Source organism: Xanthomonas arboricola pv. juglandis, assembly GCF_001013475.1.
Classification (GTDB): Bacteria; Pseudomonadota; Gammaproteobacteria; order Xanthomonadales; family Xanthomonadaceae; genus Xanthomonas; species Xanthomonas arboricola.
In genome coordinates this window covers 156372-181535 of record NZ_JZEF01000005.1, presented here as the reverse complement: position 1 = coordinate 181535, position 25164 = coordinate 156372, and the positions used below count along the sequence as shown (strand labels likewise).

The window sequence follows — 25164 nt, the reverse complement described above, 5'->3', positions numbered from 1 at the left end:
CGCTTTCTACAACTCCCCCAGCAGCAAGGACATTCCACCCCATGAGCAACACCGTCTACATCGGCGCCAAGGAATATTTCCCCGGTATCGGCAAGATCGGCTTCGAAGGCCGCGACTCGGACAACCCGCTGGCGTTCAAGGTCTACGACGCCAACAAACAGGTCGGCGACAAGACCATGGCCGAGCATCTGCGCTTTGCCGTGGCCTACTGGCACAGCTTCTGCGGCAACGGCGCCGATCCGTTCGGCCCGGGCACGCGTGCGTACCCGTGGGATATCGGCAACACCGCGTTGAACCGCGCCGAAGCCAAGGCCGATGCCGCGTTCGAATTCTTCACCAAGCTCGGCGTGCCGTACTACTGCTTCCACGACGTGGATCTGGCGCCCGATGCCGACGACATCGGCGAGTACCAGAGCAACCTCAAGCACATGGTCGGCATCGCCAAGCAGCGCCAGGCCGACACCGGCATCAAGCTGCTGTGGGGCACCGCCAACCTGTTCTCGCACCCGCGTTACATGAACGGCGCGTCGACCAACCCGGACTTCAACGTGGTGGCGCGTGCGGCGGTACAGGTCAAGGCCGCGATCGATGCCACCGTCGAGCTGGGCGGCGAGAACTACGTGTTCTGGGGTGGCCGCGAAGGCTATGCCTGCCTGCACAACACCCAGATGAAGCGCGAGCAGGACAACATGGCGCGCTTTTTGACCCTGGCACGCGACTACGGCCGCGCGATCGGCTTTACCGGCAACTTCCTGATCGAGCCCAAGCCGATGGAGCCGATGAAGCACCAGTACGACTTCGACAGCGCCACGGTGATCGGCTTCCTGCGCCAGCACGGCCTGGACCAGGACTTCAAGCTCAACATCGAAGCCAACCACGCCACCTTGTCGGGCCATAGCTTCGAGCACGACCTGCAGGTGGCATCCGATGCCGGCCTGCTCGGCAGCATCGATGCCAACCGCGGCAACCCGCAGAACGGCTGGGATACCGACCAGTTCCCGACCGACCTGTACGACACCGTCGGCGCGATGCTGGTGGTGCTGCGCCAGGGCGGGCTGGCACCGGGCGGGCTGAACTTCGATGCCAAGGTGCGCCGCGAGTCGTCCGACCCGCAGGATCTGTTCCTGGCGCATATCGGCGGCATGGACGCATTTGCACGCGGGCTGGAAGTGGCCAATGCGCTGCTGACCTCCTCGCCGCTGGAGCAGTGGCGCGCCGAGCGTTACGCCAGCTTCGACAGCGGCGCGGGCGCGGACTTCGCCAACGGCAGCAGCACGCTGGTGGATCTGGCCAAGTACGCCGCCGGCAACGAACCCAAGCAGCTCAGCGGCCGTCAGGAAGCCTACGAGAACCTGATCAACCAGTATCTGACCCGTTGATGTCCCGTGGCCGGCGGCGCACTGCGCGTCGCCGGCCGATGTCGGCCGCCCCCGTGGCCGCTCCCTTGCATGCTTCCAGGTGAATCCATGTCCAGTGTCTCCGTAAACGGCGCCCCCGATGCCGGTGAGAACACCCGTTTTATCGTCCTGATCAGTTGCGTAGCCACGATCGGCGGTTTTTTGTTCGGTTTCGATAGCGGTGTGATCAACGGCACTGTCGACGGCCTGAAGCAGACCTTCAATTCCAGCGCCGCCGAGACCGGGTTCGAAGTCGCTTCGATGCTGCTGGGCTGCGCCATCGGCGCCTTCTTTGCCGGCCGTCTGGCCGACCGCTGGGGCCGCCGCGCGGTCCTGATCATTTCTGCGGCACTGTTCCTGCTCTCGGCCATTGGCGCCGGTGCCTCGCACAGTTCCGGCTTCTTCATCTTCGCTCGCGTGATGGGCGGCTTTGCGGTGGGCGCTGCCAGCGTCATCTCGCCGGCCTACATCGCCGAGGTCGCCTCCGCGCGCTATCGCGGCCGGCTCGCCACGATGCAGCAGATCGCCATCATCAGCGGGCTGTTCTGCGCATTCCTGAGCAACTACCTGCTGGCCAACGCCGCCGGTGCCTCCACCGAGCCGCTATGGGCCGGGCAGGCCGCCTGGCGCTGGATGTTCTGGATGCAGGCGGTTCCCTCGCTGCTGTTCCTGTTGCTGTTGCTGGTCATCCCGGAAAGCCCGCGCTACCTGGTGGTCAAGGGCCGCCGCGAGCAGGCGCTGGTGGTGCTGAAGCGGCTGTACGGCAACGCCGCCGCGCAGACCAAGCTGGCCGAAATCTCGGCCTCGATGTCGGCCGACCAGCACAAGCCCAAGTTCTCCGACCTCATCAACAAGGCCACCGGCAAAATCCGCCCGATCGTCTGGATCGGCGTGGGCCTGGCGGTGTTCCAGCAACTGGTCGGCATCAACGTGGTGTTCTACTACGGCGCGGTGTTGTGGCAGGCGGTGGGCTTCTCCGAGCAGGACGCACTGCTGATCAACGTGCTCTCCGGTGGCCTGAGCATCGGCGCCTGCCTGGTCACGGTGATGCTGGTCGACAAGATCGGCCGCAAACCGTTGCTGTGGATCGGCTCGGCCGGCATGGCGGTCTCGCTGGCCCTGGTGACCTATGCCTTCGCCACCGCCTCGCTGGACCCCAACGGCAAGCTCGCCATGTCCGATGCCATGGGCATGCTCGCGTTGGTGGCCGCCAACGTCTACGTGGTGTTCTTCAATGCCTCGTGGGGCCCGGTGATGTGGGTGATGCTGGGCGAGATGTTCCCCAACCAGATCCGCGGCTCGGGCCTGGCCATTGCCGGCGCCGCGCAATGGACCTCCAACTTCGCCATCACCGTCAGCTTCCCGATCCTGCTCGGCAGCATCGGCCTGGCCGGCGCGTACGGCATCTACACCGTCGCCGCCTTCATCTCGGTGTTCTTCGTGCTCAAATACGTCTACGAGACCAAGGGCAAGGAGCTGGAGCAGATGGAGGGCTGATCTCCCCCCGCTATGCTGATATCGGCATGGAAGACGAACAAGGCCGCGCACTGCGCGGCCTTGTTCGTTGACGGTCTCGCCGGGACCTTGCCGATGTCTCGCATGCCTGCATCGCTGCAGGCGCCGCAATCGCGCTGGCTGTCATCGTCGGGCTGGATTGGGTGCGTGCGGCGTCTGGTGACTGCCTGCTGCTCCGGCCTGTGCTGTGTCAGGCGGCCTGATTCACATGTGGCCCAACGCACCAGCAAAGTGCAATGCGCGTCTTCAACGGCGATAACCGCCTGGAAGGGCACCGGCTCTTTTTGCAAATTGTGCGCCACCGCTATACTCCACCAGGCAGTTTCCCTCCAGACTAGGGCGAATCGTGGAACCAAGGAGTGGTGGTATGGCAGTAGTAAAGGAAATCTTTAGGGGCGCGCTTGTCAGCGCTTGCTATTGCCTAGCATTCCTGTCGCTCTGGTATTGCTCCATCGACCAGTGGTACCTACCTGTCGGCTTGCGTGTTGTAACGCTGCTATTCAGACCTTATCGCGAGTGGCCTTTCCTGTTGGCAGGAGATGCGGCTGCAATGCTTTGGCTGCGGGTTCCGCTTTCGCAGGGCCAGGGATACGACTTGACATGGGCGTACATAAGTCCACTTGTGCATGCCCCCATGATCGCGTTCGTCATTTGGTTGGCACGCCATCATGCCCGTAAGCTGCTTCAGCAGACTCCTTTTTTAATTCCATTGGCGATTGCCATTGGTTTTTTTAATTCATTGTGGAGCATTGTCCTTAATGCAAGCCTTGGTGGGCCGAGCACGGACAAAGTCCTGGAATTCCTTATTCGTTACTGGTTGGGAAGCTATCTGGGCATATTGATTTTCTTGCTTCCGGTCATGTTGTGGTCACCTCGAAAACGAGAACCAGCACGCATAGACCTGCCCCGAGATCTTGGAGTGTCGGTTGTCGTCATTCTTGTGCTTTTCTATGTACTCGGTTACACGCAAGAGCCATTACTTCGAAAGATGCTGATGGCTGCGCTGATAGGGCCGGCGATTGTCTTGACGCGCCGGCATGGGTGGACAGGGGCCGCTCTTGGGACACTGCTTGCAAACTTCGCTTTGGCAATAACCTTGCCGAAGACGTATGAAATTGGATATTACAATCAGAGCCTTTTTGAAGTTCAAATTTTCCATGTGATCGTTAGTACTTTTTTATTCGTCTTTGGCGTAAGGTTCGTTAGGCCGTTAAAGCGACTTGACACGATCGGGCGAATTAAGGCGGATGCTCAAAAGGCCATTCAAGCTAGCTATCTCGCGGCCGAGCGAACATTGCGGGATCGGGTCGTGGAATACTCCGACATCAACGTCCAGATGAACAGGATGCGCAAATCGGTCGTGGCAGATCTTCGGGAGCGTGGTCACCATGCGGCAGCAATGGAAATAACACGCGTGGCCGTTCTGGAGTCGCAACTTCTGCATGAATATGTTGCGGCTTTATATCCATTGGAAATTGAAACGCATGGCTTGTTTCGAACGCTGCGTTCGGCTGCGTTTGAGAGGTTGAACTCCACCAAACTCGACTGTCTATTACAGGGGGATTGTCAGCAGCTCTCGCTTGGACTGCAGCTTGCGGCTTACCGCTGCACCCTCAACGCATTGGAACTTCTGCCTGCGTCCAACAAGCATTTCATCCATGCGCGTGTCTGGCGCGGTAGAGGGGGGCAGGGGATCGTCATGAGAGTTTTTGCCGATACTTCTTTGGTGGATTCCGTGCGGCGTGAATCCCCTGAGGACGAACATGAATTTCGAGCACGCCTTAAATCGCATGGCGGCTTGTTTCGCCGCCGCCATGCGTTAGTACTTACCTTCCTAGTGGCCGAGGCATCTGCTGTTACCGCGTCGGAGACACGTTCCAGCGTTCCACGTTGGCTTTCCGCTCGACATGCACGGTGAAGTGTGCGGTCTGGTATACCATTTGTGCGTTAGGTCCTAGCTCGGTCGCAGACGTTGCCGACGAATTTGCCCAAATTGTATTAGCTGCCGGGATTGTGACGCGATCAGCATCCTTGCCCATCGGCAGTACCCAAAGCGCATTGTCAACGCGTGCGACCACTGCTCTAACCCCACCGGCGACGTCATTGATTTGCAGATATGTCACGCCGTCACGTTGGAACTCGTAGATTGACCAGGCGGGATCTAAGGTGAGGTTGGCAGCTGCAGGGCTACGTTCCCCCAATCCCATTGTCGCTTGGGCGCCTACACCACCTGCGCAGCATCCGCCAGTTTGAGCCGAGACTTGGCCTGTCACCAAAGCACAAGCCAGGACGCACAGAACCTTCAACGTGTTTGCTTTAACTTCCATGAGTTTCGCCTTCCCCTGCTAGGGGCGATTTTGCCTGCAATTCAGGCTCGCCTACGTTACGTCCATAAAGCGGATAGGTGTGGGAGTTCGCACAGAAATTGCCGACAACCACTGTGTCTGGCGCGTCTTCGATATGCGGCCTGGGCTACGCTAGCGTTCCACGTTCGTCCCAATTAGTACTGGTTGCAGTGCGCCCCCAGAAATATGCAATGTCAGTTATTTGACAGTCTTGCTTATTACGCAGGACTTGATCTTACTGAAAAAGCCTTACTAATTCTCACGCAAGCAATAGTGTTTTGCTAAACGTAGTAAGTCACGCGATTCCAGATATGGCCCAGGTCGCTAGGTGCACAACTCCCTGACTGCTTCTTTGAGCACCAAGCCCGGGTGACACCTAATACGTTGGTTCCAAATCCTGGAGCGCTCGTTCAAACCATCCAATCACTCGCCGATGATGAGGTTCGCCCCAACGACGCAAGAACTGCTGGGTGTGGTGGTCGCCGAGGTCGCGCAGGCTGGCGAGTCGTTGGGCGATGAAAGGGGCGGTCAGCGGCTGGGCGCAGTCGACTTCGATGCAGTGGCGCCAGGCGGTATAGCTGTCGGGGATGATGGGCGACATCGTGATGCTCTTCGGCAAGAGTGAACGTGAGGGCGTTGGCGGGCCGCGGCGGGCTTGCATTTGCGCGATTAGTGTTACTTTATAACACTTGACTCCATCGTTCGTCTGGTTACGCCGTGTCGCGTCCCTTGCCGCAGAGTGTTGTTTGCCTGGTCACCATGCCGAACCTCCCGTGCTCGAAGCGGCGCGGTGGCCGCGTCGATCCAGTGGGGTTGGCCCGATGAGGCGGCGGCAGGTGTTGCACACCGTCGGCGCAGCCTTGCTGCTGTCGCCGCGCCTGGTCCACGCGCAGCCGCTGCCGCTGCTGCGCAGCTGCAATCTGCAGCGTCAGGATGCGGGGCTGCGACTTCGGCTCGCATTGAGTACGCAGGTCGCCTACCGCAGCTTCAGCCTGTCCAATCCAGCGCGCTTGGTCATCGACCTGTCGGGCATTTCGGCGCAGCCGCCGCAGATGGATCCATTGCCCGAAGGTCTCGCCGTCGTCGCCATCCGCAGCGGCCCGCATGCTGATGGGCTGCGCGTGGTGCTCGATCTGGCGCAGCCGCTGACAGCCACGGCGCGCTGGGAGGATGGTGCACTGGTGGTCGATCTTGCTGCTGTGTCCGGCACTGCGTCGTTGTCCGCAGCCGATCCGACCGAGCCGGCCGTTGCGGCGGCTGCGCCCACGCGCTCCCGCCTGCATCCCTACGTGGTCGCCATCGACGCCGGTCACGGTGGCAAGGATCCCGGCGCGGTCAGTGCCGATGCGCGCTACGAGAAGCATGTGGCCATGGCGGTCGCGGGGCGGCTGCACCAGCGTCTGGCGGCCGATCCGCGTTACCGGCCGACCATGATCCGCAGCGACGATCGCTTCGTGGCGTTGCACGAGCGGGTGTTGATTGCCCATCGCCACAATGCCGATCTGTTCGTGTCCGTCCATGCCGATGCTGCGCCCAGCAGCCAGGCGCGCGGCGCGTCGGTGTTTGCCTTGTCGCAGAACGGCGCCAGCTCTGCATTGGCGCGCTGGATCGCCGACAGCGAAAACGCCGCCGACGACATGGGCGACAGCGCGCGCCGCTTGCGCGTGCCCAGCAATCCGGTGTTGTCGCAGGTGCTGGCCGACCTGTCGCTGAGCGGCACCATCGCCAGCAGCGTGGCGTTCGGCAAGTTGATGCTCGGGAGGCTGCAGCAGGTGACGCGGCTGCATCAGGACCAGGTCGGGCAGGCCGGCTTTGCCGTGTTGAAGTCACCGGATATTCCGTCGTTGCTGGTGGAAACCGGCTTCATGAGCAATCGCGACGATTGCCGGCGGCTGTGCGGCGATACGCATCAGGACGAACTGGCGCAAACGCTGCATGCCGGTATCGACGATTACTTTCAGATGTTTCCCGGTCGCGCCTGAGGCGCGATTGCCCTCATCTCCTTCTACGAGCTTTCGATGTCCGCCACGCTTCCCGATGTTGCCGTTACCGAACCTTCCCCGCTGAGCGCGCCGCTGCGCTGGGTCGGCATGCAGGACATCGCCGTGCCGCTGCGCCTGGCCGATGCCGGGCCCAGCGGCAGCGTGGCCGCGCGTGCCAGCGTGCAGGTGGATCTGCCGCGCCCGGAGCTCAAGGGCATCCACATGTCGCGCTTGTACCGCCTGCTGGATCGGCATCTGGAGCAGCCGGTGTCGCCGGCGATGGTGTCACATCTGCTGCAGGCGCTGATCGACAGTCATGCCGATTGCGGCAGCCGTGCGGCGCGGCTGGCGCTGAACTTCGAGTTGATGCTGCGGATGCCGGCGCTGCGCAGCGAAGGGCTGAGCGGTTGGCGCGCCTATCCGGTGCGCATCGATGCGCAATCCAGGGCAGGCCGCACCGAGATGCAGTTGCAGGTCGATGTGCTATACGCCTCCACCTGTCCCTGTTCTGCAGCCTTGTCGCGCCAGTTGCTGAGCGATGCGTTTTTGCAGCAGCACCAAGGGCGCGATGCGTTACCGGTCGCAGAGGTTGCGCAATGGCTGCAACACAACGGTTCGTACGCCACGCCGCACAGCCAGCGCAGCGTGGCGCAGGTGCGCGTGGAGCTGAGCGCATGCGTGCAGCGCTTGGACATCCGCGAACTGGTCGGCCTGTGCGAACAGGCACTGGCGACGCCGGTGCAGGCGGCGGTACGGCGCATCGACGAGCAGGCGTTTGCCCGCTTGAATGGCGCCAACCTGATGTATGTCGAAGATGCCGCGCGGCGGTTGCGCAAGGTGCTGGCCGAGCGGCATGCCGTCTTCCATGTGGCGGTGCGCCATCTGGAAAGTCTGCATGCCCATGACGCCACCGCCGAAACCGACAGCGATGCCGGCGCGTTTCATCCATTGGCCGACTGAGGAATTGCCATGCAGTGCAAACATCCACGTCGATCTGCCGTTGCTGCGTGCAAGTGCGAGGTCGATCGCACGCTGCGGCGATGCGGACGCGCTGTCGCGCAGGCCTATGTGTTGATCGGGCCGTACATGATTTTTGTAGTGGGGTGATCGGTAAGGGCCACGCCCATGCGCCGCCGCCAGGGTGCACCACGTGCAGCCGCAGGACTGAAGTGCGCGATCGACGGCAAGGCGCAACCCGCAGCGCCCGGCGCCGTAACCGGCCTCAGCCAGTCGGCGCATCTCAGCAGCTCGGATCGATGGCGTTGCCATGGGAGCTGCGCTTATCTGACCCTGGGCGGGATCAATGCGAGCGGCAACCACCCATGCCCAATAACGCAAAAACCCCGCAATGCGGGGTCTTGGCGTGTTCTGCAGTCAGACGACGGTGGTGCTCCCTAGGGGACTCGAACCCCTGTTTTAGCCTTGAGAGGGCCACGTCCTAACCATTAGACGAAGGGAGCGTTTGGTGCGTCTTGTGCAGCGCGCTAGTATAGTGCGCTAAAACCCGTTGGGCAATCCTGCAACACAAGACGGAAGCGCCATCATCGAACCCTCAGTTACATCTCCGTTCACGCTGCGCGTCATCCCACGCGATCAGCACACCATCTCGCGCAAGGACATCAGCCCCAACGCATTGCGCGTGTTGTATCGCCTGCGCGAATCGGGCTTTGGTGCCTACCTGGTCGGCGGCGCGGTGCGCGATTTGCTGGTCGGCGGCCATCCCAAGGATTTCGACGTGGCCACCAGCGCCACGCCGGAAGAAGTCAAAGCGCTGTTTCGCAACTGTCGCCTGATCGGCCGCCGCTTTCGCCTGGCGCATGTGGTGTTCGGCCGCGAGATCATCGAGGTGGCTACGTTCCGCGCCAACATCGACGATGGCAGCGGCGACCGCGAACTGGATAACGGCCGGTTGGTGCGCGACAACGTCTACGGCACCATCGAAGACGACGCGATCCGTCGCGACTTCACCTGCAACGCGCTGTACTACGGGATCGAGGATTTCTCGGTGCGCGATTACTGCGGCGGCTTCGAAGACGTGCAGGCGCGCCTGATGAAGTTGATCGGCAACCCGGAGCTGCGCTACCAGGAAGATCCGGTGCGCATGCTGCGCGCGGTGCGTCTGGCGGCCAAGTTGAACTTCGACATCGAAGCCGGCACCGCAGAACCCATTCCGCGCCTGGCCGGTCTATTGTCCGAAGCGGCGCCAGCGCGCTTGTTCGAAGAGATTCTCAAGCTGTTCCTGTCCGGGCACGGCGTGGCCAGTTTCGAAGGCCTGGAGCGTTACGGCCTGCTCGGTGCGCTGTTCCCGGAAAGTGCGGCGGCCCTGAAATCCAACCGCAGTGGCGCATTGCGCGCCATGGTGCTGGAAGGCCTGCGCAACACCGATATGCGCGTGGCCAACGACGAGCCGGTCTCGCCGGCGTTCCTGTTCGCCCTGCTGCTCTGGCCGGCGTTCTGCCGCACCTTGATGGGCCTGCAGGCGCAGGGCGTGCAGCCGGAAGATGCGCAGCGTCGCGCCGCCGACCGGGTCACCCTGCACCAGCTCGAACGGGTGGCGTTGCCGCGCCGTTTCTCGCTGCCGATGCAGGAAATCTGGCTGCTGCAGACGCGCTTCTCCTCGCGTCAGCGCAAGCGCGTGTTCCGCACCTTGTCGCATCCGCGTTTCCGCGCCGCGTTCGATTTCCTGGTGCTGCGCCAGTTCGCCTCGGCCGATCACGCAGCCGATGTGGAGTTCTGGCGCGAGGCACAGAAGTCCTCCGGCCAGGAACTGGTCGATGCGATCGAAACCGCGCAGGCCGATCACGAAGGCGAGGAGGGGGCACCGCGCAAGCGGCGCCGTCGCCGTCGGCGCACCGGCGCACCGGCAGGCGAGTAGGGCGTGCAGACCGTCTTTGTCGGCCTGGGCGCCAACCTGGGCCCGGCCGAGGCCAGCGTGCGCGCGGCCATCGCCGCGCTGGGCGAGCTGCCGCAGACCACCTTGATTGCCGCCTCGCGCCTGTACCGCACGCCGGCCTGGGGCCGCGAAGACCAGCCCGATTTCATCAATGCGGTGGCGCAGTTGCGTACCGCGTTGGCGCCGCTGCAACTGCTGGAGGCCTTGCTCGGTATCGAGCAGGCCTTCGGCCGGCAGCGTCAGGACGGCGAGCGCTGGGGCCCGCGCACGCTGGACCTGGATCTGCTGCTGTACGCCGATCAGGTGATCGACCTGCCGCGCCTGCAGGTCCCACACCCGCATCTGCAGGCGCGCGCCTTTGCGCTGTTGCCGCTGTCCGAACTCGCCCCGGAGGCGGTCATTCCGGGCCATGGAACAGTGCGGCACGCCCTGCAGGCCATCGAGGTCTGCGGGCTGGAGCCGATTGGGTAGATAATGGCCGGCTCATCACCCCACGTAATGACTTCATGAGCAGCCATACCGACAGCAAGCCCTGGACCGTGCCCGCCTTGGCGCAGGCCAAGCGCGAGGGTCGAAAACTGGTCATGTTGACCGCCTACGACGCCGGATTCGCACGGACCTTCGATGCCAACGGCGTCGACCTGATCCTGGTCGGCGATTCGCTGGGCATGGTGGTGCAGGGGCACGATTCCACCTTGCCGGTGACCACCGCCGACATGGTCTACCACACCGCCGCGGTGGCGCGGGTGCTGGAGCGGGCGTTGCTGGTGGCCGATCTGTCGTTCCAGGCCGATGCCACGCCGGAGCGCGCACTGGACGCTGCCACCCGACTGCTGCAGGCCGGCGCGGAGATGGTCAAGCTCGAAGGCGCCGGGCACAAGCTCGAGGTGATCCGCTATCTGGTCGAGCGCGAGATCCCGGTCTGCTCGCACCTGGGGCTGACCCCGCAATCGGTGCTGCGTTTTGGCGGTTACACCGTGCAGGGGCGCGGCGAAGCCGGCGAGCAGTTGCGCCGCGATGCGCAGGCCGTTGTCGATGCCGGCGCCAGCCTGATCGTGCTGGAATGCGTGCCCACGCCGATCGCCGCACAGGTCAGCGCCGAGCTCGGCGTGCCCACCATCGGCATTGGCGCCGGTCCCGGCTGCGATGGCCAGGTGCTGGTGATGCACGACATGCTGGGCCTGGACAGCGGCCATCGCCGTCCCAAGTTCGTCAAGGATTTCCTCGCCGAAGGCGGCTCGGTGGCGGGCGCGGTGCGCGCTTACGCCCGGGCCGTGCGCGACGGCAGTTTCCCCGATGCAGCGCACGCGTACGCCGCATGATCCAGACCCTGACCGATCTTTCCACCCTGCGCGCGCTGGTCACCGGCTGGAAGCGTGAGGGCTTGCGCGTGGCGCTGGTGCCGACCATGGGCAACCTGCATGCCGGCCACTATTCGCTGGTGATGCTGGCGCGCCAGTACGCCGATCGGGTGGTGTCGAGCGTGTTCGTCAATCCGACCCAGTTCGGCCCCAACGAAGACTTTGCGCGTTACCCGCGCACGCCCGAAGCCGACCTGCGCGGCCTGGAAGACGCCGGCTGCGATGCGCTATGGCTGCCGGATGTGGACACCATGTATCCGCTCGGTACCGCACTGGCCACGCCGATCCATGCGCCGGGCGTCAGCGACGTGCTGGAAGGGGTGTGCCGGCCGGGGCATTTCGACGGCGTGTGCACGGTGGTGGCGCGGCTGTTCAATCAGGTGCAGCCGGACGTGGCCGCCTTCGGCAAGAAGGACTATCAGCAGCTGGCGGTGATCCGCCAGATGGTGGCCGACCTGGCATTCCCGATCGAGATCCTGGGCGGCAGCATCGTGCGCGAGGCCGACGGCCTGGCGATGAGTTCGCGCAACCAGTATCTGACCGCCGACGAGCGCCCGCGTTCGACCCGGATCCGCAAGGTGCTGCTGCAGATGCGCGACGGCTACGCCGCCGGCACGCCGCGTGCGCAGGTCGAAGATACCGCCACCCAGGCGCTGGAACAGGCCGGTTTCCGCGTCGATTACGCGGTGGTGCGGCTGCCCGACCTGAGCGAGCCGGGCGACAGCCATGGTGGCGCGCGCGTGGCCTTGGTCGCCGCCCGTCTGGGCAGCACGCGGCTGATCGACAACCTGGAATTCTGAACGGTCCGAACTCTGCTGCAGGCGCGGCATCAGGCGTGACCGACGCTGCCGGCGCACAGGCGCACAAGCGCGTTTGTCCAGCGCCGGCCTGAAGCCCTCACGACCGATTGTGGGGCAGGCCGGTGGACACCGGCGCTTTCCGCTAAAATGCCGGCTTTCCTTTGCCGTTGCCTGTCATGCACCTGTCCCTGTTGAAAGCCAAGATCCACCGCGCCACCGTCACCCATTCCGAGCTCAATTACGAAGGCTCGATCGCCATCGACGGCCTGCTGCTGGAAGCCACCGGTATCCGTGAGTTCGAACAGGTGCATATCTGGGACGTCACCAACGGTGCGCGTTTCAGCACCTATGCCATTCGTGCCGATGAAGGCAGCGGCATCATCTCGCTCAACGGCGGCGCCGCGCGTCACGTGCAGGTGGGCGATCTGATCATTGTGGCCGCTTTCGCCAGCATGAGCGAAGCCGAAGCCGAGACCTTCAAGCCCAATCTGGTATATGTGGATGGGAGCAACAAGATCACCCACACCAACCACAGCATCCCCACGCAGGCCGCATGACACATACCAACGGATTCGACGCGCTTCACGCCCACGCTCAGCGCCTGCGTGGCGCTGCCATCCCCGCATTGCTTGTCGCCGAGCCGCAACGGCCGACGCAGTACGCCAGGCAGGTCGGTCCGTTGTATTTCAACTTCGCGCGGCAGAAGTACGACCGCGCCGCGCTCGATGCCTTGTTCGCCATCGCGCGCGAGCGTGATCTGGCCGGCGCGTTTCAACGCCTTTTCCGCGGCGAGCAGGTCAATGTCACCGAACAACGCGCTGCGCTGCATACCGCGTTGCGCGGCGATCTGACCGATGCGCCGGTGGCCTCCGAAGCGTATGCAACCGCTGCGGAAGTACGCCAACGCATGGGCGCGCTGATCGGCCAGCTGGAAGCCACCGATGTCACCGATATCGTCAGCGTCGGCATCGGCGGCTCGGACCTGGGTCCGCGGCTGGTGGCCGATGCCTTGCGTGCGCCGTCGGGTGCGCGTTTGCGCGTGCATTTCGTCTCCAATGTCGACGGCGCGGCGATGCAGCGCACGCTGGCGACGCTGGACCCGGCGCGCACTGCCGGCATCCTGATCTCCAAGACCTTCGGCACGCAGGAGACGCTGCTCAACGGCGGCATCCTGCACGCCTGGCTGGGCGGCAGCGAACGCCTGTACGCAGTGAGCGCAAATCCCGAGCGCGCCGCCAAGGCCTTCGACATCGCGTCGAGTCGCGTGCTGCCGATGTGGGACTGGGTCGGCGGGCGTTATTCGCTGTGGTCGGCGGTGGGTTTTCCGATCGCCTTGGCGATCGGTTTCGAACGTTTCGAACAACTGCTGGAGGGCGCCGCGCAGTTCGACGCGCATGCGCTCAACACGCCGCTGGAAGAAAACGTCGCCGTGCTGCACGGCCTGACTGCGGTGTGGAACCGCAACCTGCTCGGCAGCGCCACGCATGCGGTGATGACCTACGACCAACGCCTGGCGCTGCTGCCGGCCTACCTGCAGCAGCTGGTGATGGAAAGCCTGGGCAAGCGAGTCAAGCTCGACGGTTCTGCAGTGGACAGCGATACCGTGTCGGTGTGGTGGGGCGGTGCGGGCACCGATGTGCAGCACAGCTTTTTCCAGGCGCTGCATCAGGGCACCAGCGTGGTGCCGGCCGATTTCATCGGCACCGTGCACAACGACGATCCGTATGCGGAAAACCATGTCGCACTGATGGCCAACGTGTTGGCGCAGACCGAAGCGCTGGCCAACGGCCAGGACAGCAGCGATCCGCACCGCAGCTATCCGGGCGGCCGGCCGAGCACGGTGATCCTGCTCGATGCGCTGACCCCGCAGGCGCTGGGTGCGCTGATCTCGATGTACGAGCACAGCGTCTACGTGCAGTCGGTGATGTGGGGCATCAATGCGTTCGACCAGTTCGGTGTGGAACTGGGCAAGCAGCTGGCCAGCCAGTTGCTGCCGGCGTTGAAGGGCGAGTCGGCCGACGTGGCCGACCCGGTGACACGCGAACTGCTGGCAAAGCTGCGCGGCTGAGCCTGTTACGCAGCGGTGACACGACGACAACGGGGCCTGCGGGCCCCGTTGCGTTTCTGGAAGCCTGGTATGACGTGGGGCCGAAATGGCCAAATTTCCCAAAATGGGGAATCGCGAGTAGGCTGGTGTCACCGCAGCGCGCAGGACCGTCCCATGTCTCGCCTCCAGGATCTGCCCGAGCTCGAAAAATCTCCCGCCGCCGATATCAAGGTGAAGGGCTGGCCCAGCCTGATGCGCAAGGTGCGCTCGCATGGAGCGGTGGTCATCACCAACCACAACCATCCCGAGGCGGTGGTGGTGGACGCGGAGGAATATCGCCGGCTGGTCAGTCAGGCGAGCGCAGCGACGGCTGCCTCGACGCGCATGCAGTCGCTGCAGGCATTGCAGACCAGGTTCGATGCGCATCTTGCGGCGGTGACCGATGGCGCAGGTCTGGCCCAGGTGATCGGCAAGCCGGCACGCCGGGGCAGGAAGATCGCCCTGGGGCCGTCGCTCTAAACCGTGGGAAACATTCTGGTGCTGGCCGGCGTCAACGGCGCTGGAAAAAGTTCGCTGCTGGGCAGTCTGCTGCGGGAAGACGGCGCCACCTGGTTCAACCCGGATGCGTTCACCCGGGACCTGGTGGAGCAGGGCTGGTCACCCGAAGACGCCAATGCGCAGGCCTGGCAAGAAGGTGTGCGGCGGCTGCGTCAGGCCATGGACGCCGGTCACGACTATGCATTCGAAACCACCCTGGGCGCCACGACCATCCCGCGCCTGCTGCGGCAGGCCTGCGCGACGCACACGGTGGCGATCTGGTTTTGCGGTTTGTCGAGCGTCGAGCTGCATATCGCACGTGTCGCGGCGCGCGTGTCCGCCGGCGGACACGCCATCCCCGAGCACAAGATCCGTGAGCGATACGATGCCTCGCGCGCCAACCTGATCGCGCTGTTGCCGCACCTGGCGGTGCTGCATGTCTACGACAACAGCGCGCCCGCCGACGCGACCGCGCAGGTCGCGCCGCTGCTGGTGCTGGAACTGGACCGCGACGGCCTGCAGTACCCGCAAACGCGCGAAGAATTGGCGCAGGTGCCCGAATGGGCCAAGCCCATCGTGATGGCGGCGCTGGAGTTGCGGCAGTCCTGACCGCGCTCAGGCACTTGCGGTCTGATCCGCTTCTCACCGACACGGCCAGACATCCATCGGCCTCACCCGTAGGAGCGCCCCCGGGCGCGACAGGCATACCGGCAAAGCTCCTCGCGCCCAGGTGCGCTCCTACCGGCATCGCGACAGCAGCGAGAACGCCACGCTGCACGTGTGAGCCTCACCCGTAGGAGCGCACCCGGGCGCGACAGGCCATACCAGCAAAGCTCCTCGCGCCCAGGTGCGCTCCTACCGGCCTTGCGACAGCAGCGGGAACGCCACGCTGCACGTGTCGGCCTCACCCGTAGGAGCGCACCCGGGCGCGACAGGCCATACCGGCAAAGCTCCTCGCGCCCAGGTGCGTTCCTACTGGCCTTGCGACAGCAGCGAGAACGCCACGCTGCACGTGTCAGTCTCACCCGTAGGAGCGCACCCAGGCGCGACAGGCCATACCGGCAAAAGCTCCTCGCGCCCGGGTGCGCTCCTACCGGCCTTGCGACAGCAGCGAGAACGCCACGCTGCACGTGTCGGCCTCACCCGTAGGAGCGCACCCGGGCGCGACAGGCATACCGGCAAAGCTCCTCGCGCCCAGGTGCGCTCCTACTGGCCTTGCGACAGCAGCGAAAACCCCGTGCTGCACGTGTCGGCTGTAGCGTCACGCAGCGCTGCAACTGCAACGGCGGCGCTTACGCCTTGCCCAGCTTCACCGCCACCGGGTCGCCGGTGAGGTAGCCCACCGCTGCGCCGAAGCGGTTCTTGTAGTTGGCGCGGATCAGCGGATCCAGCGTGGCCTTGACGGTGTCGTGCAGCGGGCTTTCCCAGTCGCCGGGATGCTGGAAATTGCTCATCACGTAGGTCCAGCCGTGGATCTGGTCGACCGCGTGCAGGCCGGTGGATTCGGCGCCGGCCGGCACCGACAGCACCCGCGTCAGCGTGCCGCTGTCCACGTTGTAGGCCCACAGGAAATTGTTCACGTGCAGGCTGCTGTCTTCGCCGATGAATAAGGTGCGCAGCGCTTCGGAGAACTTGAGGTTGTCCGGGTTGGCCAGCCGTTCCGGGTCGGCCAGGTTGCCCAGCGCGTCGGCCTTGGCCAGATCGTGGCCGGTGAGCGCAGCCGGTGCGGCCATGTCGATCGGCACCCAGTCGCTGTGGATCGGCGCGCCGTGGTTGTCGCGCTGGCCGCCGCGCAGATTCAGGGCGTACACCGCACCTGCATCCGGGCCTTCCACTTTCACATCGCCCGAGCCGTTGCGCATGCTGGTGACGATGTAGGACATCGCCATGTAGGCGATCTTGTCGCGCGCGTTGACGGTGGTGCCTTCGAGCTTGGTGAAGCCCAGGCTGCCGCCGGCCAGCGCCGCGTAGCGATGGGTTTCCAGATAGGTCGCCGCCTTCTCCATGCCCGGCTTGATGCGGATCCAGTTGAAGGTGCCGTTGAACGGGATCTTGGTAAACGAGGCATCGCCCGGGTCGCTCAGATGCACGTCGAGGATGTCGGCGGCGGTCAGGCGGTCGGCCATGGCCTGGATCTCGGCGCTGGTGGCGTGGCCGAGCTTGATCCAGCGCAACGTGGCCGCACCCGGGCCCACGCCCGAGGTCTGCTGCCACTTGCCCACGTACAAGGTGCCGGCCGACAGGTCCGCCTTGCGGTCGGCAATGAACATGAAAAGACCGCCATTGGTGGCGTCGTCGCCCATCAGCACGGTGCGCTGGTCGGGCATCACCTGCACCAGCTCGTGCGAGATGCGGCCCAGGCAGTAGTGCTTGCGCACGCTCCCGGTGCCGTCCGGGTGCACGGTGATTTCGGGCAGGTGGCCGTAGTGATACGGGTTGGCTTTTTCCGGGTCGCCGTACAGATGGGTGCTGTAGCTGCGGAACTGGGTGTTGCCGGCCAGCGCGGTGGCGTCGGGTTCGTACTCTTCGCTGGACAGGTGGGTATTCCATGGCGACAGGCTGGCGCCGCAGGTGGTCCACAGCCCGTGCACCGGCGCGGTGTCGACGTTGTGGTATTTCACCAGCGACAGCTTGCCGGTGGCCGGGTCCTGATCCAGCGTCAGCACCGCGATCGGCGCGGGCAGGTGGCGGTTGGTGTCGTTGCCGGCCTGGTCGCGGGTGGTGTATTCGAACTGCACCACCGCAAATACGTGGTTGCCCTTGACCCCGGGCACCTTGGCATCGGGCAGGGTCAGCAGCGAGGAGCCGTCCGGGCAATCGGAAAAGAACGGGCGTTCGGCACCGGGTTTGGAGCGGTCGATGATCGGCCGATGCTGGATGTCGTAATAGCCACCGGCCAGCACGGTGCCGCCCTTGCCGTCGGGCACCTGGTCGCCGGTGACGAAGAACGGGTGGTACGCAAGCGCATAACGCTGGCTGCTGCCGTCGCTGCGCGCCACCGTCAGCGCCGACCCCACCGTGGTGGTGGCCATCGCCGCGGGGTTGGCCAGGCTGGGTGCGGGCATGCCATGGAAGGTGGCCGACATCGGCTGGGTCGGGTTGTCCGACGGCCGCAACGGGTGTGCGGCCAGTGCGGCGCCGCCGAGGTGTTGCAGGGCGGCGGCGCTGGCGCTGCCCAGCGGCAACAGCGGGACGGACGCCAGCAACTGCATCAGGCGGCGGCGGGCGGGATCGGGGGAGGCAGACATCGAAACTCCAGGCAAAGACGACGATCAACGATGGCCGGTGGCGCATCGGCAAGCCGGTCACGCTAGGCCCGAGGTATGACAGTTGTTTGACGGCGAGCTCACCCGTTGGCGGGCGTTCGTACACGGTGCAGCAAGCGAACCCAGCAACGCGCGTGCAGGTGACAGGAGCTGCGCAATGGTGATCGCGGTCAGTGGTGCATTGCAGCAAACTGCGCTGCCGCGAAAGATCAAGCGCCACGCCGGATTCGACGCTTTGCCGTGGTTTGACAGGTGCTGCCGGTATTCCAAGCCTATAGCCCGGGCCAATAAGTTGGCCGTCGTTTGGCATACAAGCGCGCGTTGTTGACAGGGTAGGGGAATCACGCAAGCGTACGCCGCCTAATGGCCTGCGGCGTCACGCATCGCCGTGGGGAGAACCACCTGGAGACCTGGATCTTGGACAAGCTGCTTCGTCGTACCGCCGCGCCTGTCGCGCGTCGTGCCCTCTCTCTGGCCACCGCCGCTGCGGTGCTGATGCTGGCCGCCTGCCAAGGCAAGGACACCGCTGCCGAGGCGAGCAAGACCGCACCGGCCGCCGCACCTGCCGAGGCGTCCACCACGATCCATCCCGACCAGTGGCCGTCGCCGAAGTGGCCATTCGCCCAGGACCAGGCCCTGGAGCAGCGCATCACCGATGTGATGGCCAAGATGAGCGTCGAAGAGAAGGTCGCGCAGACCATCCAGGGCGACATTGCCAGCATGACCCCGGACGATGTGCGCAAGTACCGCATCGGCTCGGTGCTGGCCGGCGGCAATTCCGATCCGGGCGGCAAGTACGACGCCAGCCCGGCCGAATGGTTGAAGCTGGCCGACGCCTTCTATGAAGCGTCGATGGACACCTCCAAGGGCGGCAACGCGATTCCGATCATCTTCGGCATCGATGCGGTGCACGGCCAGAGCAACATCGTCGGCGCCACGCTGTTCCCGCACAACATCGGCCTGGGTGCCACGCGCAACCCGGAGCTGATCAAGCAGATCGGCGAAGTCACCGCCGCCGAAACCCGCGTCACCGGCATGGAGTGGACCTTCGCACCGACCGTGGCGGTGCCGCAGGACGACCGCTGGGGCCGCAGCTACGAAGGCTACTCCGAGTCGCCGGACGTGGTGGCCAGCTTCGCCGGCAAGATGGTCGAAGGCGTGCAGGGCGTGCCCGGCACCCCGCAGTTCCTCGACGGCAGCCACGTGATTTCCTCGGTGAAGCATTTCGTCGGCGACGGCGGCACCACCGACGGCAAGGACCAGGGCGACACCAAGGTGTCCGAAGCCACCATGCGCGATATCCACGCGGCCGGTTACCCACCGGCGATCGCGGCCGGTGCGCAGACGGTGATGGCCTCGTTCAACAGCTTCAACGGCGAGAAGATGCACGGCAACAAGGTCATGCTGACCGACGTGCTCAAGGGCCGCATGAACTTCGGCGGCTTCGTGGTCGGCGACTGGAATGGCCACGGCCAGGTCAAGGGCTGCACCAACGAAAACTGCCCGGCCTCGTTCATTGCCGGCGTCGACATGGCGATGGCCTCCGACAGCTGGAAGGGCATCTACGAGACCGAACTGGCGGCAGTGAAGTCGGGCCAGATCTCGGCCGAGCGCCTGGACGATGCGGTGCGCCGGATCCTGCGCGTCAAGCTGCGCCTGGGCCTGTTCGAAGCCGGCAAGCCGTCCAAGCGCCCGCTCGGCGGCAAGTACGAATTGCTGGGCGCGCCGGAACACCGCGCGATCGCCCGCCAGGCGGTGCGCGAGTCGCTGGTGCTGCTCAAGAACCAGGCCGGCATCCTGCCGCTGGATCCGAAAAAGCGCGTGCTGGTGCTGGGCGACGGTGCCAACGACATGGGCAAGCAGTCCGGCGGCTGGACGCTGAACTGGCAGGGCACCGGCACCAAGCGCAGCGACTACCCCAATGGCAACACCATCTGGGAAGGCCTGGACAAGCAGATCAAGGCTGCCGGCGGCAAGGCCGAGCTGGCAGTCGATGGTGCGTACAAGACCAAGCCCGACGTGGCGGTGGTGGTGTTCGGTGAGAACCCGTACGCCGAGTTCCAGGGCGACATCGCCACCCTGCTGTACAAGCCGGGCGACGAGAGCGAGCTGGCGCTGATCAAGAAGCTCAAGGCCGAAGGCATCCCGGTGGTGGCGGTGTTCCTGAGCGGGCGCCCGTTGTGGATGAACCAGTACATCAACGCCGCCGATGCCTTCGTCGCCGCCTGGTTGCCGGGTTCGGAAGGTGAGGGCATTGCCGACGTGCTGCTGCGCAAGGCCGATGGCACGGTACAGAACGACTTCAAGGGCAAGCTGAGCTTCTCCTGGCCCAAGACCGCGGTGCAGTTCGCCAACAACGTCGGGCAGAAGGATTACGACCCGCAGTTCAAGTTCGGCTTTGGCCTGACCTATGCCGACAAGGGCGACCTGGCCGCGTTGCCGGAGGAATCGGGCGTGTCCGGCGAGCAGTCGGTGGGCGGGGTGTACTTCGTGCGCGGCAAGCCGGCACTGGGCATTGCGATGCAGCTGTCCAATGCCGGCCAGGCCAACATGCCGGCGACTACGCTGCCGGTGGGTCTGTCCGATGGCAGCCTGAAGATAACCGCGGTCGACCACAAGGCGCAGGAAGATGCACGGCGTCTGGTCTGGTCCGGTGCCAAGGCCTCCAGCGTATTGCTGGTGTCTGGCAAGCCGGTCGATGTCTCGCGTGAGAGCAACGGCGATGTTCAGTTGCAGCTGACCGTGCGCCGCGATAGCGCGGTGACCGCGCCGGTGTGGCTGGGCGTGGGCTGTGGCGACAAGTGCGGCGGCCGCGTCGATGCGCAGAAGACTCTGGCCGCGCTGCCGCAAGGCCAGTGGAAGGTGGTGGGCGTGCCGTTGAAGTGCTTCGCAGTGGCCGGTGCGGATGTGACCAAGCTGACCCAGGTCGCCAGCATCGAAAGCGCTGCGGCGCTGGACCTGTCGGTGTCGAAGATCGCGCTGGGCGCGCTCAACGAGGCCGAAGTCACGCTCGACTGCCCGGTCAAGTAAGCAGCACACCCGCAGGCGCGCTTGCGGGTATGCCCAGGTAAGAACCACATTCATGCGTCGCCGGCCCCGGCGACGTGTTACAGCGGCCACCCTCAGCGGTGGTGTCATCAGCCGCCGCGGGACGCGCGCGTCGATCGGCCGGGACGGCCTGCAGCTGCGGTTCGCCGCGCTGCTGCCACGCACGTAGTGCGGGCGGCGGCAGTCTGCAGACCTGTCCGGTCCACGACGCTCAGCCCAGAGCCAGACAGGAGAGTGCAGTGGGTTTGGCGACGTTGGATATCGTGATTGTGCTGGTCTATCTGACCGGCATCTTCGTGCTCGCGCAGTGGGTCTCGCGCGAGAAGGCAGGTCACAGCAAGAGCGCCGAGGATTACTTCCTTGCCAGCAAGTCGTTGCCGTGGTGGGCGATCGGCGCCTCGCTGATCGCCGCGAACATCTCGGCCGAACAGATCATCGGCATGGCCGGTTCCGGTTATGCGATCGGCCTGGCGATCGCCTCCTACGAGTGGATGGCGGCGCTGACGCTGCTGATCGTGGGCAAGTTCTTCCTGCCGATCTTCCTGCGCAACGGCATCTACACCATGCCGCAGTTCCTGGAACAGCGGTACGGCAAGTGGATCCGCACCCTGATGGCGGTGTTCTGGCTGCTGCTGTACGTGTTCGTCAATCTCACCTCGATCCTGTGGCTGGGGTCGATCGCGGTCAGCCAGGTCACCGGCATGGACCAGACCCTGGCCCTGGCGTTGATCGGCGTATTCGCGCTGGTCTACCAGCTGTACGGCGGTCTGAAGGCGGTGGCGCTGACCGACATCGTGCAGGTCACGCTGCTGGTGCTGGGCGGCCTGCTGGTGGCCGGGCTGACCCTGGCACGGATCGGCGACGGTGCCGGCGTGCTGGCCGGCTTCAAGCATCTGTGGAGTGCGCACCCGGAGCACTTCCACATGATCCTGAGCAAGGACAACCCGTTCTACAAGGACCTGCCCGGCCTGAGCGTGCTGCTGGGCGGTCTGTGGGTGATGAACATCAGTTACTGGGGTTTCAACCAGTACATCATCCAGCGCGCGCTGGCGGCCAAGAACATCGGCGAGGCGCAGAAGGGCATGGTGTTCGCCGCGTTCCTGAAGCTGCTGATGCCGTTGGTGATCGTGGTGCCGGGCATCGCCGCGGTGGTGCTGGCGCCGGACCTGGCCAAGCCCGACCAGGCCTATCCGACCATGATGCAGCTGTTACCGACCGGCATCCTGGGCCTGGTGTTCGCGGCGCTGGTGGCGGCGATCGTGGCCTCGCTGGCGTCGAAGATCAATTCGGTGGCGACCATCTTCACTCTGGATTTCTACGCCAAGTTCCGCCCGCAGACCGAGCAGAAGCAACTGGTGCGCGTGGGTCGCATCGTGGCCATCGTGGCGGTGGTGATCGGCATCCTCACCGCGCGGCCGTTGCTGGGCAACTTCGATCAGGGCTTCCAGTTCATCCAGGAGTTCACCGGCTTCTTTACGCCCGGCGTGGTGGTGATCTTCATGCTTGGCCTGTTCTGGAAGCGTGCCAACGAAGCCGGCGCACTGACCGCGGCGATCGGCTCGGTGGTGCTGTCGTTCGCGCTCAAGTTCGCCTGGCCGGAACTGCCGTTCATGGACCGCATCGGCGTGGTGTTCGTGGCGGCGCTGGTGCTGGCGGTGCTGGTGTCGTTGATGACCGCGCCTACCCAGGCGCGCGACCTGATCCGTACCGACGATGTGGCTTACGGCACCACGCTGGGCTTCAAGATCGGTGCGATCGGAGTGGTGGTGATCCTGATCGCGCTGTACGCGGTGTTCTGGTAATCGCCCAGCCAGTCCGCTGACATTGGTTGTGCGCACGCGGCGCGACACTCAGGTGTCGCGCCGCAGTGCGTTTAGGACGTTGTGCTGCCGCCGCTTACACGCGCGCAGCGGCCAGGCTTGCGGCGAGCAGGTTGACCGGCGCTTCGAACTGCTCATACCACGGCGTCTGCAGCCAGGTTTCCAGTGCCGCTGCCGGCATCGGTTTGGCGATCCAGTAGCCCTGGCCTTCGTCGCAGCCCCAGGCGCGCAACTGCGTGTAGGCCTCTGCCGACTCGATGCCTTCGGCGACCACGCGCTGGCCCAGGCTGTGGCCGAGCTGGATCATCGCCGGGACCAGGGTGCGGTCGGTGCGGTTGTCCGGCAATGAGCGGATGAAGGACTGATCGATCTTCAACGAGCTGGCCGGCAGCTGCTTGAGATAGCTGAAATTGCTGTAGCCGGTGCCGAAATCGTCGATGGCGATATGCACGCCCAGCGCCGCGATGGCCGCCAATTGCTCGGCCAGATGCTCGGGGTGGCGGATCATCGCGCTTTCGGTGAATTCGATCTCCAGCCGGCGCGGATCCAGGTTGTGGCGTTCCAGGCCACGCCGCAGCAGGCCGACGAAACCGGGCCGGTCCAGATCGGCGGCCGACACGTTCAAGGCCAGATTGAAATCCAGTCCCTGTTGCTGCCAGCGCGCGGCCTGGGCGATGCCGTTGTCGATGACCCAGGCGGTGATGCGGTTGATCAGCGCGGTCTTCTCGGCCATCGGCACGAAGTCGGCGGGCATCACCGGGCCAATCATCGGATGCTGCCAGCGCAGCAGCGCCTCCACTCCGACGCAGCGGTGATCGTGCAGGTCCACGCGCGGCTGGTAGTGCAGGCGTAGCTGGCTGGCGCTGTCTAGCGCGGCGGGCAGGGAAGCCAGCAGGCGGAAGGTGTTGCGCTGGGCCACGTCGTGCTTGCGCTCGTACATGCTCCACGGCACGCCGCGTTCGCGCGAGATGTCCACCGAGGTGGTCAGCGAGCGGATGGTGTCGGCCGCGCCATAGCTGGTCTGCAGCGAGACCGCGCCAATCGAGGCCACTGCGGTATGCGGAATGCCCTGATGTTCCAGCGTCTCGGCAAAGGCCTTGGAGACCTTGGTGCACAGCGCGGACAGACGCTGCGTTTCGGCCTGGGCCAGAAAGCCGAAGGTGGTCGGGTCCAGCCGATACAGCGCGGTGCCGGCGGGCAGATACGCTGCCAGCCGACGCTGGGCGATGGCCACATAACCGTCGGCATAATCCCAGCCCAGCGCCTTGACCATGTCGCGGAAGTAATCGCTGCCGCAGATGTCGACCGCCACCGCGGTGGTGGCCGGCGCGCTGTCGCGTTGCGACAGCCAGGCATCCAGGTCCTCGGCAAAGCGCGACCGATTGGGCAGCCCGGTCGGTCCGTCGCGGTAGGTGGTGCTGCGCAGGTTTTCCACCCGCAGCACCGCCAGGTCGCGCAGGCCTTCCAGTTGGGTGATCGCTTCGGCGTCCAGGCCCGGACGCGGGCTGGTCCCGATCACGCACAAGGTGCCGATGCGGTGGCCGTCGCGCAGCGTCAGCGGCGCGCCGGCGTAGAAGCGGATGAAGGGTGGCCCCAGCACCAGCGGGTTGTCGCAAAAGCGCGGATCCAGTTGCGCGTCGGGCACTACCATCACCTCGGGGGCACGGATCGCATGCGCGCAGAACGCCTGGTCACGCGGCGTTTCCTGCGGTTCCAGGCCGATGCGGGCCTTGAACCACTGACGATGCTCATCCACCAGCGATACCAGCGCGATTTCCGCGCCCAGGTTGCGGGCGGCCATCGCGGCGATGGTCTCGAACACCGGGTCCGGCGGCGAGTCCAGCAGGCACAGGCCACGCAGGACGGACAACCGGGTCGACTCGTCGACCACGGGCGGAGGAGGGGACTTGGCGGGAGCGAGCGCGGATTGCATGCGCTTCTATCGGCCTGGAGCGTAATCCCTTGACCGATCGCGCTGGGCGCCGTTCAGTTGAAGCGGGGCTTGCCACGCGATGGCTGCGACTGAGCCGCTGCAGGGACGACAGCTACGCGATGGCATCAGGCCACAGCATGAGGCGACAGCCGGGCGCCAGGCCCGCGGTCGCTCTGACTCCCGCGTCATGCGTGATGTAAGCAAACGTGCGGCGTCGCGG

At 64.9% G+C, this 25164-nt stretch carries 18 protein-coding genes and 1 tRNA gene; 15 read left to right on the top strand and 4 right to left on the bottom strand.

The genetic code is table 11. From position 1 onward, the window contains the following. Nucleotides 1-41 precede the first annotated feature (41 nt). The 3 genes from xylA (at nt 42) to XARJCFBP2528_RS17940 (ending at nt 4830) form a co-directional block, all read left to right on the top strand. Nucleotides 42-1379 (top strand): xylose isomerase, encoded by a 1338-nt coding sequence (xylA, locus tag XARJCFBP2528_RS17950; RefSeq protein WP_047124975.1) that lies wholly within the window; start codon nt 42-44, stop codon nt 1377-1379. Nucleotides 1380-1466: 87 nt separating this feature from the next. Then, complete coding sequence (locus tag XARJCFBP2528_RS17945) at nt 1467-2894, top strand: sugar porter family MFS transporter (protein WP_016904374.1); 1428 nt, start codon at nt 1467-1469, stop codon at nt 2892-2894. 385 nt (nt 2895-3279) lie between these two features. Further along, complete coding sequence (locus tag XARJCFBP2528_RS17940) at nt 3280-4830, top strand: MASE1 domain-containing protein (protein ID WP_026064788.1); 1551 nt, start codon at nt 3280-3282, stop codon at nt 4828-4830. Between the two features lie 803 nt (nt 4831-5633). Here the strand turns inward: XARJCFBP2528_RS17940 and XARJCFBP2528_RS17930 are convergent. Next, nucleotides 5634-5858, bottom strand: coding sequence for a hypothetical protein (locus XARJCFBP2528_RS17930; protein ID WP_039510717.1), 225 nt, complete (start codon nt 5856-5858; stop codon nt 5634-5636). Nucleotides 5859-6078: 220 nt separating this feature from the next. Here XARJCFBP2528_RS17930 and XARJCFBP2528_RS17925 point away from each other — a divergent pair, with 220 nt between their 5' ends. Further along, the gene (locus tag XARJCFBP2528_RS17925; RefSeq protein WP_016904377.1) at nt 6079-7239 is read left to right on the top strand and encodes an N-acetylmuramoyl-L-alanine amidase; all 1161 of its coding nucleotides are present in this window, start codon (nt 6079-6081) and stop codon (nt 7237-7239) included. Between the two features lie 36 nt (nt 7240-7275). After that, the gene (folE2, locus tag XARJCFBP2528_RS17920; protein ID WP_026064790.1) at nt 7276-8199 is read left to right on the top strand and encodes a GTP cyclohydrolase FolE2; all 924 of its coding nucleotides are present in this window, start codon (nt 7276-7278) and stop codon (nt 8197-8199) included. A gap of 425 nt (nt 8200-8624) precedes the next feature. Here the strand turns inward: folE2 and XARJCFBP2528_RS17915 are convergent. Further along, nucleotides 8625-8699: transfer RNA gene (locus XARJCFBP2528_RS17915), tRNA-Glu, on the bottom strand. Nucleotides 8700-8746: 47 nt separating this feature from the next. Here XARJCFBP2528_RS17915 and pcnB point away from each other — a divergent pair. From pcnB to XARJCFBP2528_RS17875, 8 genes are all read left to right on the top strand, one after another. Beyond that, nucleotides 8747-10114 (top strand): polynucleotide adenylyltransferase PcnB, encoded by a 1368-nt coding sequence (gene pcnB / locus XARJCFBP2528_RS17910; protein ID WP_016904381.1) that lies wholly within the window; start codon nt 8747-8749, stop codon nt 10112-10114. A gap of 3 nt (nt 10115-10117) precedes the next feature. Next, the gene (folK, locus tag XARJCFBP2528_RS17905; protein WP_016904382.1) at nt 10118-10603 is read left to right on the top strand and encodes a 2-amino-4-hydroxy-6-hydroxymethyldihydropteridine diphosphokinase; all 486 of its coding nucleotides are present in this window, start codon (nt 10118-10120) and stop codon (nt 10601-10603) included. Between the two features lie 35 nt (nt 10604-10638). Beyond that, nucleotides 10639-11454, top strand: a complete 816-nt coding sequence (panB, locus tag XARJCFBP2528_RS17900; protein ID WP_016904383.1) for a 3-methyl-2-oxobutanoate hydroxymethyltransferase — start codon at nt 10639-10641, stop codon at nt 11452-11454. After that, nucleotides 11451-12293: a pantoate--beta-alanine ligase gene (gene panC, locus XARJCFBP2528_RS17895; protein WP_047124974.1), complete on the top strand. Its 843-nt coding sequence runs from the start codon at nt 11451-11453 to the stop codon at nt 12291-12293. Before panB ends, panC begins: the two co-directional genes overlap by 4 nt. Before the next feature lie 176 nt (nt 12294-12469). After that, complete coding sequence (panD, locus tag XARJCFBP2528_RS17890; RefSeq protein WP_016905039.1) at nt 12470-12850, top strand: aspartate 1-decarboxylase; 381 nt, start codon at nt 12470-12472, stop codon at nt 12848-12850. Then, the gene (pgi, locus tag XARJCFBP2528_RS17885; protein WP_016905038.1) at nt 12847-14361 is read left to right on the top strand and encodes a glucose-6-phosphate isomerase; all 1515 of its coding nucleotides are present in this window, start codon (nt 12847-12849) and stop codon (nt 14359-14361) included. The genes panD and pgi overlap by 4 nt, the downstream gene beginning before the upstream one ends. A gap of 153 nt (nt 14362-14514) precedes the next feature. Next, nucleotides 14515-14859 carry a type II toxin-antitoxin system prevent-host-death family antitoxin gene (locus XARJCFBP2528_RS17880; RefSeq protein ID WP_047124973.1) on the top strand — a complete coding sequence of 115 codons (345 nt, stop codon included), beginning with the start codon at nt 14515-14517 and terminating at the stop codon, nt 14857-14859. A gap of 3 nt (nt 14860-14862) precedes the next feature. Further along, a complete protein-coding gene (locus tag XARJCFBP2528_RS17875) occupies nt 14863-15486 on the top strand; it encodes an ATPase (protein ID WP_047124972.1) in 624 nt (207 codons plus the stop codon). Nucleotides 15487-16169: 683 nt separating this feature from the next. On the opposite strand, the gene XARJCFBP2528_RS17870 is transcribed toward XARJCFBP2528_RS17875, so the two are convergent. Next, nucleotides 16170-18125, bottom strand: coding sequence for a PhoX family protein (locus XARJCFBP2528_RS17870; protein WP_039815758.1), 1956 nt, complete (start codon nt 18123-18125; stop codon nt 16170-16172). Nucleotides 18126-18560: 435 nt separating this feature from the next. Between XARJCFBP2528_RS17870 and XARJCFBP2528_RS17865 the strand changes: the two genes are divergently transcribed. Continuing rightward, nucleotides 18561-21173 (top strand): glycoside hydrolase family 3 protein, encoded by a 2613-nt coding sequence (locus XARJCFBP2528_RS17865; RefSeq protein ID WP_047125009.1) that lies wholly within the window; start codon nt 18561-18563, stop codon nt 21171-21173. A 257-nt stretch (nt 21174-21430) separates the two neighbouring features. After that, complete coding sequence (locus XARJCFBP2528_RS17860; RefSeq protein WP_026064936.1) at nt 21431-22993, top strand: sodium/sugar symporter; 1563 nt, start codon at nt 21431-21433, stop codon at nt 22991-22993. Between the two features lie 94 nt (nt 22994-23087). Here the strand turns inward: XARJCFBP2528_RS17860 and XARJCFBP2528_RS17855 are convergent, their stop codons facing one another. After that, the gene (locus XARJCFBP2528_RS17855; RefSeq protein WP_047124971.1) at nt 23088-24944 is read right to left on the bottom strand and encodes a putative bifunctional diguanylate cyclase/phosphodiesterase; all 1857 of its coding nucleotides are present in this window, start codon (nt 24942-24944) and stop codon (nt 23088-23090) included. Between the last annotated feature and the right edge of the window lie 220 nt (nt 24945-25164).

What these genes read in the sequence shown, in the direction of transcription:
- xylA (WP_047124975.1), top strand. Translation starts at nt 42, where the DNA reads ATGAGCAACACCGTCTACATCGGCGCCAAGGAATATTTCCCCGGTATC.
- XARJCFBP2528_RS17945 (WP_016904374.1), top strand. Translation starts at nt 1,467, where the DNA reads ATGTCCAGTGTCTCCGTAAACGGCGCCCCCGATGCCGGTGAGAACACC.
- XARJCFBP2528_RS17940 (WP_026064788.1), top strand. Translation starts at nt 3,280, where the DNA reads ATGGCAGTAGTAAAGGAAATCTTTAGGGGCGCGCTTGTCAGCGCTTGC.
- XARJCFBP2528_RS17930 (WP_039510717.1), bottom strand. Translation starts at nt 5,858, where the DNA reads ATGTCGCCCATCATCCCCGACAGCTATACCGCCTGGCGCCACTGCATC.
- XARJCFBP2528_RS17925 (WP_016904377.1), top strand. Translation starts at nt 6,079, where the DNA reads ATGAGGCGGCGGCAGGTGTTGCACACCGTCGGCGCAGCCTTGCTGCTG.
- folE2 (WP_026064790.1), top strand. Translation starts at nt 7,276, where the DNA reads ATGTCCGCCACGCTTCCCGATGTTGCCGTTACCGAACCTTCCCCGCTG.
- panB (WP_016904383.1), top strand. Translation starts at nt 10,639, where the DNA reads ATGAGCAGCCATACCGACAGCAAGCCCTGGACCGTGCCCGCCTTGGCG.
- panC (WP_047124974.1), top strand. Translation starts at nt 11,451, where the DNA reads ATGATCCAGACCCTGACCGATCTTTCCACCCTGCGCGCGCTGGTCACC.
- panD (WP_016905039.1), top strand. Translation starts at nt 12,470, where the DNA reads ATGCACCTGTCCCTGTTGAAAGCCAAGATCCACCGCGCCACCGTCACC.
- pgi (WP_016905038.1), top strand. Translation starts at nt 12,847, where the DNA reads ATGACACATACCAACGGATTCGACGCGCTTCACGCCCACGCTCAGCGC.
- XARJCFBP2528_RS17880 (WP_047124973.1), top strand. Translation starts at nt 14,515, where the DNA reads ATGTCTCGCCTCCAGGATCTGCCCGAGCTCGAAAAATCTCCCGCCGCC.
- XARJCFBP2528_RS17870 (WP_039815758.1), bottom strand. Translation starts at nt 18,125, where the DNA reads ATGTCTGCCTCCCCCGATCCCGCCCGCCGCCGCCTGATGCAGTTGCTG.
- XARJCFBP2528_RS17855 (WP_047124971.1), bottom strand. Translation starts at nt 24,944, where the DNA reads ATGCAATCCGCGCTCGCTCCCGCCAAGTCCCCTCCTCCGCCCGTGGTC.